Origin of the sequence: Vibrio sp. 10N.286.51.E5 (assembly GCF_041469125.1) — a bacterium.
Lineage (GTDB): Bacteria > Pseudomonadota > Gammaproteobacteria > Enterobacterales > Vibrionaceae > Vibrio > Vibrio crassostreae_C.
This window is the reverse complement of the sequence record NZ_JBFRJZ010000013.1, coordinates 1-12,412: the sequence shown is the minus strand read 5'-3', so window position 1 is coordinate 12,412 and position 12,412 is coordinate 1. Positions and strand designations below refer to the sequence as shown.

8 protein-coding genes are annotated in these 12,412 nt (G+C 43.8%); all 8 read right to left on the bottom strand.

All coding sequences use genetic code 11. The features are described from left to right. Positions 1–5,460: conjugal transfer protein TraG N-terminal domain-containing protein (locus tag AB4161_RS04675; protein ID WP_372082887.1), on the bottom strand; the 5,460-nt coding region annotated here is incomplete at its 3' end. Between the two features lie 3 nt (positions 5,461–5,463). Further along, the gene (locus AB4161_RS04670; RefSeq protein ID WP_162299037.1) at positions 5,464–6,870 is read right to left on the bottom strand and encodes a conjugal transfer protein TraH; all 1,407 of its coding nucleotides are present in this window, start codon (positions 6,868–6,870) and stop codon (positions 5,464–5,466) included. Beyond that, on the bottom strand, positions 6,857–7,384 hold the full coding sequence (locus tag AB4161_RS04665) for a hypothetical protein (protein ID WP_086715044.1): 528 nt from the start codon (positions 7,382–7,384) through the stop codon (positions 6,857–6,859). The genes AB4161_RS04670 and AB4161_RS04665 overlap by 14 nt, the downstream gene beginning before the upstream one ends. A gap of 152 nt (positions 7,385–7,536) precedes the next feature. Beyond that, on the bottom strand, positions 7,537–8,484 hold the full coding sequence (gene traF, locus AB4161_RS04660; protein ID WP_154723889.1) for a conjugal transfer protein TraF: 948 nt from the start codon (positions 8,482–8,484) through the stop codon (positions 7,537–7,539). Between the two features lie 3 nt (positions 8,485–8,487). Further along, positions 8,488–9,033 (bottom strand): hypothetical protein, encoded by a 546-nt coding sequence (locus tag AB4161_RS04655; protein WP_081231361.1) that lies wholly within the window; start codon positions 9,031–9,033, stop codon positions 8,488–8,490. Positions 9,034–9,067: 34 nt separating this feature from the next. Continuing rightward, complete coding sequence (locus tag AB4161_RS04650; protein ID WP_154723888.1) at positions 9,068–9,697, bottom strand: hypothetical protein; 630 nt, start codon at positions 9,695–9,697, stop codon at positions 9,068–9,070. Positions 9,698–9,969: 272 nt separating this feature from the next. Further along, complete coding sequence (locus AB4161_RS04645; RefSeq protein ID WP_136987110.1) at positions 9,970–10,464, bottom strand: hypothetical protein; 495 nt, start codon at positions 10,462–10,464, stop codon at positions 9,970–9,972. Between the two features lie 3 nt (positions 10,465–10,467). Then, positions 10,468–11,514 (bottom strand): ParM/StbA family protein, encoded by a 1,047-nt coding sequence (locus AB4161_RS04640; protein WP_154723887.1) that lies wholly within the window; start codon positions 11,512–11,514, stop codon positions 10,468–10,470. Positions 11,515–12,412 lie beyond the last annotated feature (898 nt).

Below are 12,412 nucleotides of genomic sequence, written 5' to 3'. Positions count from 1 at the left end.
CTCAGTGCTTTGCTGCTCTTCGGCTCCAGATACTGGCGCTTCAAAGCTCGTTGACGCCAAGTGTTGTTCACCCTCGCCCATAGTTGAGTTCATTTCTCCACCACCATTTGGTGCTACCGATGTATCAAACTGGTTAGGAGTATCCATCGCCACTTGCGCTTCAAACTGTTCAGCGCTTGGCTGCTCGACCGCTCCTGATACTGGCGCTTCAAAGTTCGTTGACGCTAAATGTGCATCGCTTTCTTTAGAGATGAACTCATTGTCTGCACCTGTAAGCGCCGATCCCATGTCATTATCTGAGCTCGCAGTAAGGTCACTATTCGACTGACTAGAGCCAGTAGAAGCCAACATTTCATTACGGGCGCTCGGCAATTCCTTTGTCCCGTTAGCTATCTGAATAGCTTCATCTGAGTTAATTTCTCCACTTTGAACCGCATTGAACACTTCAATGCCTTCATCAGCAGTAAGTTGGCCACTAGCAATAGCCTCCATCACAATCTCTTTATCTCCATCAGCCATACCACTGAACTGTGAAGACTCCAATAATGCTAGGTCCATTGAACCGCTTCCGGTAACAGAAGGCGAACTTGAATCAGTGTCGTTGAGTGATGCTAGTTTGGTTTGATTCCCCATTTTGTAATCATTTTGAGAGTCCTCACTAGTTCCCGTGCCTTGATTACCGTTATTGGAGTCAGTGGATGCATTCACCAATTGGGTCTGATTTGTTCCCGTCTCCTTCTCTGAAGTATTAGGGCGTTGTGTATTTGCAACAGCATCAGTTGCCTTTTGAGTAGGAGCACTCGCCAGTTGTGTTGCTGACTCTACATTGCCCGACTTTGCTACTGAACTTTCAGTACGTGAGTTAGCTGGTACTGTCTCAGCCACTTTCTGCGGTGATGCGCTTGCCACTTGTGAACTTTCAGGGCGTGAGTTCGTAGGTGCTGTCTCATCCACTTTCTGCGGTGATGCACTTGCCACTTGAGTTGCTGGCGCTACTGTACCCGTTTCAGCCACCGACTGTGGTGCTGAACTTTCAGGGCGTGAGTTCGTAGATACAGTGTCAGAGGTCTTCGACGTCTCTACCGTTTCGGCTGATTTATTATCAGGAGCTACCTCTTGATTGCTTTGCACTTGGGTATGCTGATTATTACTGTCCTCTGGCTGTAATGGGCTACTAGGTAATGCGCTAACAACCATTGAAGCTAGTTTGGAGAAACCTGTTTGATCATTGCCTTGGGTTTGTTGTGTCGTTGTTTCCTTTGAATTATTTGCCTCTGTTGGTTGCGCATCAGGTTGGGTATTTTCTGTTGAAGCAAGCATCTCCTCTTTCTCTTGCAACGACGTAATTGCCTGATTAGCGGTCATTTCACCTGAACTTACAGCATTGAACAGTTGAGCTCCTTCTTTTACAGAAATCGTATTACTGTCAATGGAGTCAAAGATTTGTGATTTCTGTTCGTCACTCATACCACTGTTCTCTGATGCCTCCATAAGTGCCAAGCTTTGCGCTGCAGTTTCAGCGAATTTTGTCATTGAACTTGGTACTGGTGACGGCTCATTTGACGGTACAGAACCCGGCATTGCTGTGTTCGCTACGGTGTCATTAACACCCGTTAATGGAGTTGTTCCGTTAGATTGGCCCTCTTTAATTGCAGCTTCATTTTGCTCTTTACCTGTCGCTTCAAGTTGTGACAACTTCACTTCATTCGGTGTATCTTTAGATGCGTGGTAAGCTTTCTGGTGTTCGGCCCCATCCTCTGTTCCAATCTGCAGATAATGTTTAGATAACAATTTGCCATTTACGACATCGTAATTCTTATTGACCTCAGATTGATTTGATAGATTCGAAACTTGCTCATCAGTAAGGGATGTACCAAGTGTTGAGGCAACATGAGCAACGTTGTTGTAATCAATGTCTCTGAACCCGTCCTCAGAGCCACCCATAAACAGTTTATAGTCCTCTAACGCTTCCATGGTGTATTTGCCCGATGCAAGTCCACCGACTTCTTTGGCAAATGACTCATCCTCAGACATTTCCGTTCTTAGTTGTTCTATATTCCCAACCGCATTATTGTGATGCTTGATTTCAGTGTCACTGAGTAGCCCATCTTTATTGAGCGTGTTCTCATCACTGGTTAACGCGATCACAGCGGCACCATATACACCTTCGGAATTAGTGGTGAGTCCAAAATCACGAGCACTTGGGTTAGTTGCAATTTGTGGTCTTGTTAGTAAATCAGCACCTTTATTCAATGGTGATTCTAAGTGCTTCATGTTTTCTGCGGCAGGCTCTGATAGCTGTTGCGCTGTCGCAGAGTGAAACTGAGAAACTAGCCCCGCTGCAACGTCATTTACCAATCCACCAGCATCTTTCGCAGCACTCTTAACTTCTTGAGAAATTGGAGTTGGATTAACTGTATCAGTGGCAGTTTCAATGGCCTTAATTTCATCTGTTTTCTCAGGCGCAACTTTTGATGCATTGGCGCGAGCCTTATCAACATTTTCCCCGTGCTCATCTTTGATATTTTTGGTGGTCAATAATGTACCAACCTCACCCAGTCGTTCATCTCGTGTTTTCTCAAAGCCTTGCTGGTGTCTTTGAATTTCTTCCGGAATGCCTGCTACGGCTGAGTTGCTGGTGGTATCTTTCACAGACCCTAAATTGTTACTCATCGTGGCAAAGTTTTTCGACATATCATTAAGTGCTTTGTCACCAATCAAGAAGTCGGCTTCATTGAATTTCTGCGAGATATCCATCAAGCCCGATTTCATTGAATTCATGTCTTTAGCGGTCGCCACTTCTTGATATTGATTAACCATTTCACTTGAGAAAAGTACTGCTGCAGCACGACCCACATCTCCGTGATAGTATTTAGATGCATCACGTTGTATTTGGAGGTTTCGGGCCTGAGCATTGGCATCAACGACTCTACGCTCCTCTGGGCTCATGTTGGCCATCTCACTTTCGGTGTTATAACCATTAGCCACCCACTCTTTAAATTCCTTATTGTTTGCCGCATTTGTAAAATTGGTTGAATAATTTTGATTCAAACCTTTTGCAACACCCAATGCGTGTTGCGTCGTTTCTTGGAATTGTTTCGCAGCTGTATAACTTTTCAGGTCTTGAATAGCATTTTGTCCCGTTTCGCCCCAACCTGTCGTTCTTGAAAGACCATGAACCTTTTGAATCGCTTCTTGACTAGTATATTGAGCACTGGTGCCGCCTTGTTCACTGGTCACGTAACCTAAGCTTGCCTGCAATGCCTCTGCCTCACGTTCCGTAAGGTTAAACCCGCCTTCTGCGTTAACCTGAACTCGGCCATCAAGACCAACCGAGAAATCACTTTTGCTTCTTGAACCCACTCGGTTTGTTTTTCCGGAACTCTTGTCATTACTCTTAGTGTCAGTAACTTGGACTCTTTCTGTTTTTGAATTGCCCTTATCTTCTATATGGCTAGTTCTCGTCACGGGGCCACGTCCGTGTCGTCCTGCAGCCTGAGAGCCCCCCTGCGTATTCGACATTGTTTTATTATTTTTTCCATTACTGTATTGGGTAGAGTCAGAAGCTTGAGTCGACGTCTTTGCACTCTCAGAGTTTTGCTGTGTTGAATCCTCTCCACTTCCCCAACCGAAACTTCCGCTACCCGAGCCACCACCACCCATTACTAACTTACCCATCAATTGAGTAATTTCTTGAGTATCTAGATTGGTGTTTTTCTGTAAACCTTCACGCACCTGCGATGCAAATTGAGCATTTTCAGAATATTGATGACTATCACTACCGTTCGCACTTTTTCCTTTTTGAATCTGCGTCATAAGCTGAGAAAGCTTGCCCCATGACTGTTGATGTGAAGCTTGGGATGATTGAACTCGCGACTCTGCCATACTTGATGTAAGGGATAAGTTACTGGTCATATTCGACATACCACTGAGTGTTGGCATGTTTTGATCTTGAATTTGATTTGTTGAATGAACCACACCGTTATCACCCATAGTCCAACTGTGATTACCCATTCTGAGTGAACCATTTTTGGCACCAACTGCAATATCTGGTGCGACAGCACTAGGATTAACATGTGCGGTTCCCCCGATCTTGCCAGCCATACTCACGGTTGCGTATTCGCCACCTTTCAAAAGCATATAAGCCAACATAGGAACCATTGTCGTCATGTAAGATGCGGTCGCTATATAACTTCGCGCTTCGGAATAGAAATTGGACAATCCCCCTATGGTGTATGCTGTTTGCTCAGTGATCGACGTTTCCAACGCATTTTGAATAGACCAATCGAGATAGAAGTTAATCAGAATCATCACAAATGGATACAATCCAACTAACACTAAGAATCGCATGTATGACGCGGCGATCTTAAAGCCCCCTTCACCAAAGATGATAAAGAAGGACATAAGTGGTGCAGCAAACCACACGAACGCTTCAAAAAATGAGATGGTGGCAGGGGCCATTTCAAGCCACAAGTTTCTGTCACCTGCCATAGTGAAAAGACGCTGTTGTTTCGCTTGATATTCCATAGCGTCAACAAGTTGGCCTCGTGCAGAATGACTAGCATCTAACCCCATAGCGTTCTTTTTGACGTGATAATCAAGGAAGTTATTCATTTGAAATGTGTAGCTGTCCATTGATGCAGAGCCCAACTGCTGAAGTGCAGAGCTTACTTGTGTCGCTGATATGCCTTTCGCTTCATTTAACTCATCGAGTCCGTCTGCTAATTTCGATTGGTCATTATCAATGTATGCGCTCAGTGCAGTGTAAGAGTCTTTACACGACATGAATGACGGTTGCCCTTCAAGATACATGTCGATGTACCAAATCGTTGAGCTGACCTCCATCGCGGCCCAAGCATCGACATTCGTCAATACATTGCCAACCTTCGCCTCTTGATAGGCTCCACCAACTTCCATGTCTTTGAACAAACAGCCATTCATGTAACTGTCTATGCTGCGTATGAAATCACTATCTGCATGCCCAATAGTACGAATATTCGGACTATTTACAGACCCTTCGATAGCCACCAGCGTTCTAAGTGCGTCTAAGTGTGTGCCTGAGTTCTGGGGCATCACAAAGATGTCACTCAAAATATCGATAAACGCGATAGGTACTTGAGTCGTTACAGCTCCACCGATAGCCAAACCAATAGGAATGTCAGTAAAATACGCTGAATCACCCGTACCAGCATGTTCGACTACAATGTCGACTCTCGGGTAGAAACACAGCATCCAGATAAGATAGCCCTTGCACACTGTTCCTAAGAATTCACCACCAATCTGACCCTTTTCAAAGAATTGTTTGAAGGCTGCAACGAAGAAGGAAAGAACTAATCCAAGACCGAACAAGTAGTTAGGCTGTCCAAAATCACCTGCTGATGGATCGAACGCCATCGACAAGCCAAGGAAAACTTGTCTAGCCCAATCAAAATTACCAATGGTATATATCAGAAATTCCATGACTTAGTTCTCCATACTCTTCTCGACTAACATATGCAAACGGTTCTTAGAGTCTTGTTGTTCATAGTGGCGGTCCACAATGTCCATCTGTATGTTCAACATTTCTCTTGCTTCTTTTATGTAGGCTTGGGCATTAGCATCGCTGTCGGCTTTAGCCGCGATTGCAACCGCATCCAAATACGCACGAGCAGATGTGAAAAATTGCATCGCAAAGTTGTACGCGTATTCATTAGCAATTGCCTCGTAGTAACCTTGGACCTCTGAACTTTTTCTGTATTTGGTCGCGAGTAAAGCTATGTAGCCATATACATCCATACCGCCACCCTGTATCACTGCTTTTTGAGTAGGACCAAAATCATTCGCACCGCGAGCACCTGTTCGATAGACCTCTAATACGCCTGCGGTCCCGTCTGTCGTTCCGTCCAACGCTTCTAAGAACTGTTTGTTCAACGGCCTCCAATCAATCGTTTCCTGAGTAACATCGAGACATTTAGAGCTGGCCACAGTATCTGGGTTACCGTCATTACACTTGAGCCTTGTCACTTGTTCTTGAGTATCAAAGCCACCAAAGGCGATATCTAGCAGAGTCAATGTCGCAGGAACCGGAGTTGTCGCAATTGAAGAGGTTTCGACACCTTGGCGGTCAGGGTCAGTGTTATCAGCAACATCTCGGATCTCGGTCCCAACTAGTGACATGACGGTTTCCGAAAATCTAGGGAAGAAGTCAGCGGCACCAACATTCATTTTTGATGTTCTCATGCCGTTAATTAGCAGGTTACCTGTCAGTAATTCCTCACCATTCTGAACTTTTTGGGAGAGCTCAAGCAATGAAGTGCCTGGGGCTATGTTTTGAAACCAATCAGCTGAATCTGTCGCAACACCAGTTGAGTTTGCGGCTTGACCGATTGCTAAAGCATCTCGGATTGATTGTTCATATGGGCCGACCGCGTTGGCCATTAATGCCTGACCCGCTTCACATGAGTTCTTGAAAAATTTGTTCCATTCATCCATCGCTTTTTTCAAGGCTTTGATGTTTGCAGCACACGTCGGACACAGAGCATCTAAAGCTAGGTTGAAGGCATACGACGCACTACCCGCTGCAATTTGTCTCATTGAGTTTTGGAGCATCCCTGTTAAATCTTTGATCATTGAAAATGAACCCAGATTAAGGTCGATTCCGTTACATCCGGCTTTCATCGACGGAACTTGAAAGTTCACGATATTTGGATCATGACTCTTAACACGGTATGAAAAAGAACCGAGTGCGATGGCGTTTTTATTACTGGTTTCGTAGTCGACAATACCATGACCTGTCGAGTACCCATTGAAGACGTCTTGCATTGGGTTGGCCAACACATTCATAGAGCATGTCAGCGAGGCGGCAACGATAAAAGACCTAATACGTTTCATAATTGATTGCCTCCTGCGCTTGTGCATTGACATTCTTTGTCAAACTTTTCTGTTGGTCTGATTCAGGCGAAGGGATAAACGGCAACACATTAAGTACCAACTCCTTCGCAATTTCGTAGCTGTCTTCAACCACTACTCGCTCATAAAACTGATATTCACTTGGTTCTAGAGTTTCAGGGTCAATAAGGTGAAGCTTGGCGAGTTCGTAGCTTGCTGACTCTGCAGAGCTATAAGCGGTCAAAGCTTCAGGGACCTCAAGAACGAGAGCTTCATAACGCAAAACTGGGAGCAAGCTTGAATAGAAATTAAGTAGGCTGACTTTCAACGCGTTGATGTCGCCTTTATTCGACGTAATAGCGCCAAATAGCCGCTCGTAATCGGGCATTTCTACTATTTGTCGAGTCGTCGATTGATGGGAGTTGGTAGTGTTTGATGACGTAATCACGGGCTTTTGTGACTCGTTAGCCATCACTAATGTACTGAATGTCAGTAGAACCACTGGTATAAGCTTCATGACCATATCCTGATAGAGAACTAGGATTAGTGTTACTTAACGCCAGTGCAAAAAATTCAAATAAGGAGCCTTTTTTCGGTAATTAACGTGCAACTGATATAAAAAAGCCTGCTCATTAACTAATGAACAGGCTCCAATTAACCGCGATAAAGTTAGTAACCTTGCTGTGCCTTGAGGTTCGATTCTAAGATTTCAACTAGATAGTTTGCGTCTGTTAAGGCTCTTTCTTCATCAATATCTTCAAATCGTGTAATTTGCTGTAGTGACTCAACTGCCGACGCGTCGTTAAATTGTTCTTCTGAAATCACATTGGCCGTCTTTGCCTGAATAAGAACCAATCTGACTATTTCACTTTCAGTCACAATGCCTTGTGAAATGGGCGCTACGAACTCACCGGAATTACCGACTAAAAACAAAGCAGGCACTCTTTGAACGCCTAGCTCTTTATACTTCTGCTTGGTATCCGGTTGATACTCAGGAAACATACCATTTTCCATTGGCGCTAAATCGATGCTGATCGCATTTACATTAAAGCCATATTTGCTCATGAGGCGTTGGACAATTGGTGCTTGGCGTTTACAGTAATCACAAGTGCTCTCAAAAAAGAACCATAACCCCGCTTGTTTTGCTACTTCTTGAACCACTTCCTGTTCTGCACGATTCTTAGCTTCATTCTTAGCATTAAGAGCAAAACTCGATGTTGGCCTTGCTTGTGTTTCATCAAGAAGAGGGTTGTTGATGACATCTTGCATCCACGCTTCCCTAAAAGCAGTCGCCTTGTCCATAATCACACGTTGCATGTATCGGGCTCGTTGGATGTTCTCCGGACTAGGGTCATTAATTGCTTCACCAACAAACTCCATAAAGTGCGCTCGAATCCATTTCGTCGACATAGGTTCAGGACCAGATTTTGCTGTACTTGGAGGGGCAATAGGGACTGGTGGAGGCACGGGCTTTTTGGGTTCTTCTGGTTCAGGCTCCCCATAAAAGTGCCAACCTTGAGCGGCACTTTTATCATTGACGAAATTTGCATCTGCCGTCGCGGTAGCTGCAAATGCAAGGGCGCATAACATCGATAAGCCTAGATAGTTCGATTTCATAATCTATACCTCAGCGGCTTTGGCTTTACGACGATTTCTCGCTCTTTCTGCACGACAATGAGCACAACCAGTACCAGGTCTTTCAGTGTGGCCAATATATTTTGTCCCACACTCACATTTGAAAATGTGGATCGTACCGTCACCGATACGATGAAGGAGTTGAACAAATCGATTGAAATTCACGTAAGCACGTATGTCTTCACTCGATTCATCAAATACTCTTGCATAAGCATCAAGCATCTTGTCGATATTGTCTTGAAGCGGCAATTTCACTGATGGGTCATTGGAGAGGATTGAATAATAAGCCCAAAGCTTATTCGAGATGGGAAACGCTTCCGGTACTTGATGAAGAAAGCTCGCATCTTTACCCATTCTTGATTTTTTAAAGTCTGTCTGCATTCGGCCAAGCTCATGTTGAGCAGACTTAGGCACTGAACCTAAAAGGTCTTTAATTGTGGCTGCGTTTGCACCAAAGCGTACAAGATCGAGTGCTCGCGTCTCCAATTTCAGCGCCATTTGAGACGCTGTGGATAATTGTATCTCGGACATATGACTATCCTTTCAAATTGTGAACAGACTGAATTTAGATCATATCGGTCAAGGTACGCATACGAATGCGTTCTACGCCGACATTGTGACTTTGAAATTCATGAGTCTCTAAGGCATTCAACATCTCAGCTTCAGTACCTTCGTGAAATACGAAAGGATTGATACCGGCAGATGTGAACCTGACAATTTGAAACAACTCAAAACTAGCAAACTTAGTGATTTCTTGTTGAGTTGCCATTAGCTCAATCATCGCAGAATGCGGATCTGTTTGAGCGAGGTTGTGCATTGCGAGAATTAGTGATTGGCACTGAAAACTCATCTCATCGGTAGAAGGTGTAGATTCAGAAGTGACATTGAGATAAGCGTTCAATCGTGTTCGATAATTTTCAAACTGGCCTGTTTCAATTGCGGTATTGAGAACCGATAAACCTGTTTGTTTAGTGCAGCCAGAACGTAATGGGGCAAGGGTAAAGATATGGTGCTGCATCTCTACAAACTTCTCTAGAGTATCGGGCTCGATACTTATAAATCGATCTACGTCGATGTTAGTCAGAAAGTTAATTTGAGCGGAGCATTCTCTGTTAGTTAAAACAGATTGGTGTGCAGCTGACAATATGCGAGCGGAAATTGCACGCACGGCTGCCATGTGGCCTAGACGTTTCATAAGTAAATCTTCCATGCTTTTACGCGGTTTGAACGATCCCAACATTGACCTTTCAAACACCTTACTAAGCTCACCACGAGCGTTGTTAGGTTGCGTTTACAGTATTGACGTTGTGTTCATTTATACGAAATTACGAATTCCATAATACGCAATTTGTTTTAGTGAACTCTTGGATTATTGCATAAATGTATAAAATCACAACAATGATTACAAAAAAACATACACATTCGCAACATTAACCCTTGACTTATTGCAAATGTACTATGTCAAAATCAACTGATTAATCCGCTTGAAGTCAAGTTATCAACCAGTTCCGTAGATACCAAATCTGCTGGGTCTGTCTGTGGTGATTTAGCTTCAGGTATCTGTGGAGAATTTTGGGAAGAACCGTGTTCGTTGTTGGTGTTCACGTTACCCAAAAATCGATTAATAATTGCTTCACCGGATTGGTGATATAACAGCCCCAATTGGAAAAGAATTGGGAGTAACCAACTTCGGTTTTCACAATGATTCAATTCGCTTAACAAAACTGGGAAATCACGTTTAGATATTCTAAATCGCTCATTAACCTTCTCGCCGTTGAACGGCATCGTAAGCTCAACTTGTGATGATATCTTTTCCCAGTTCGACTCGTGCAATCGCTTAATCACTGCGCCTTTGTTTAGTATTCGTCGCAACATGATGCGCTTAAACTTGGGACTATCTGGGATCTCGATAGCTCCCCTTTCCACCCAAGTCGACAGGTTAACATCGATACTATTACTCATAAGCTACGCAACCTTGTTTGAATTAACACCCGCGATTTGTCTAGCTAACTCAGCAAAACCAAGGCATACAGCAACTTCATGTTTCTCGACTAACTTCACAGTATGTCTCGGAAATGCACGTTCTAGCGCTCTCGCGAAATCGGGAGCTGGACCACCAGACACAATAAACTCTTGTATGTCTGATGCTTCACCAAGCATGTTTGTAAGTAAATCGACTGCTTCATTGCACAAACTGTCAATCAGCGGCAAGCAATCAAAGACACCATCAGCGACAGGGAAGTCATACGTTTCAGCAAATATTTCGAGCTTTTTCGAGTTGAATGCCTTGTCTACCAATTCGGTCCCGATGGACGTACCCAAAACCTCAGACAGGTAGGTGCTCAGGCTTCTGAGAATTTTCCCCTGACCTAGTTCGAATGCCTTTGTACGTTCTTCGTCGATTGTAAGCCCCGTTGAAGTCAAGAAGTCGGTGGTTCCATAACCTGGGTCAACAGTAACTCTCGCTCGGTTCCCAAGCGCCTCCATAATCCCGCAGTTCATTTTCTTTGCTTCAGACTTTGCATGATAAGTAAGTGCGCCAAGTGGCTGCGGCAATACATGTGCCTGTTTTACTCGGATCACTCGCCCATCCACATGATGTTCACCAATCATAAAATTGAGTAGTTCATCTTTACGATCAAGTTGGTTTAATGGAAGACCAGCCACCAGCAAGTCAATGCAATCCGTTTTTAATAGACTTAAGCCACCGATAAACAGCGCCTTGTAAGCCGGACTTGAGATGTAACGTTTATTAAGAAGTCTTTCGTTGGCGTCAGCTGCTTTTGACAAAACTCCCGGCCCCACTTCATAACTACTTCCGTCAATGTTCACTAAAACCGTATTTCGCTGAGTTGTGCCAAACGATTCCAGTCGCTTCAGCTCTGTAGGATTCACCTTTACAGCTCTTGATGGGAAGCAATGGTAATAACAGTGATCGCCTGTTATTTCAGATGCAACGCAGGTGGTTCCAAAGCCTACATCTATCGCTGCAACTTCCAGTTGTTTGTTCATAATCAATCACTCCGATCATTTGTCTTGATGTCAAACCTAGTGATACACAAAAATTGATGATGGTTTAGCAATTAGTGAGGGTATTTTTCATGTTTATTGTTAGCTGTTGAAAAATATCGTGCATGAATCGAATAAAATCGTATTGCGTATGAGGAAAATCGAGATGCTTGGGAAATATTGATAAACACCGTAATAAATCGGTTAAGAAATGACATTTGTAGAAACAATTGAAAAAAATTGCATAACATCGTTTCTATTTTGGTGGGATTGGGAATTGTATGGGAAGATTTGCGCGTTCTTGAAAGCAATTAGCCAGAAATCGAAAATCGTTACTCAAAAGAACGTCCATCAACCGACATACACATTTTGAGCGGTATTGTTAATCCTTATTTTCAATGACGCGCCTTAACGAAAGTAATCTAGTTCTGATCATCACTGCTAATCAACCACCATGAAACGACAGTTCGTTTCAGAATTTGGCATCACTGTCCCTACATATATCAATGGTGGTATCAAAATTCGACTAAAATTGAACCACCAAAACATTAGCACCTGCTAATAAATGAGATGTCTGACACCCCCCTCAATATATGTAGGGAATTTGAAAATGAGGATTTTATGAGTGTGGTGGACATATCTCCTACATATACATGGGGTGGTATCAAAAAGACGAAAAAGTGACTGGTGACAACGAAAATTCACACGAAAATTCAGCCTTTCGTCATATATTAGTGGTGGTGTACCACCCTCCGTATAGTAGTATTATAAAGGGGGAGCTAAAAAAAAGGCTCCCGCCAAGGGAGAGGTCGCTGGCGCATGGCAATTTAGAAAAGACCCTGCCCGAGAGTTAATCATTGACCGTGACACCCTAAGAATCGGAATCGACCCTGCCCGAGCA

What these genes read in the sequence shown, in the direction of transcription:
- traF (WP_154723889.1), bottom strand. Translation starts at nt 8,484, where the DNA reads ATGAAATCGAACTATCTAGGCTTATCGATGTTATGCGCCCTTGCATTT.
- AB4161_RS04670 (WP_162299037.1), bottom strand. Translation starts at nt 6,870, where the DNA reads ATGAAACGTATTAGGTCTTTTATCGTTGCCGCCTCGCTGACATGCTCT.
- AB4161_RS04655 (WP_081231361.1), bottom strand. Translation starts at nt 9,033, where the DNA reads ATGTCCGAGATACAATTATCCACAGCGTCTCAAATGGCGCTGAAATTG.
- AB4161_RS04665 (WP_086715044.1), bottom strand. Translation starts at nt 7,384, where the DNA reads ATGAAGCTTATACCAGTGGTTCTACTGACATTCAGTACATTAGTGATG.
- AB4161_RS04645 (WP_136987110.1), bottom strand. Translation starts at nt 10,464, where the DNA reads ATGAGTAATAGTATCGATGTTAACCTGTCGACTTGGGTGGAAAGGGGA.
- AB4161_RS04650 (WP_154723888.1), bottom strand. Translation starts at nt 9,697, where the DNA reads ATGAAACGTCTAGGCCACATGGCAGCCGTGCGTGCAATTTCCGCTCGC.
- AB4161_RS04640 (WP_154723887.1), bottom strand. Translation starts at nt 11,514, where the DNA reads ATGAACAAACAACTGGAAGTTGCAGCGATAGATGTAGGCTTTGGAACC.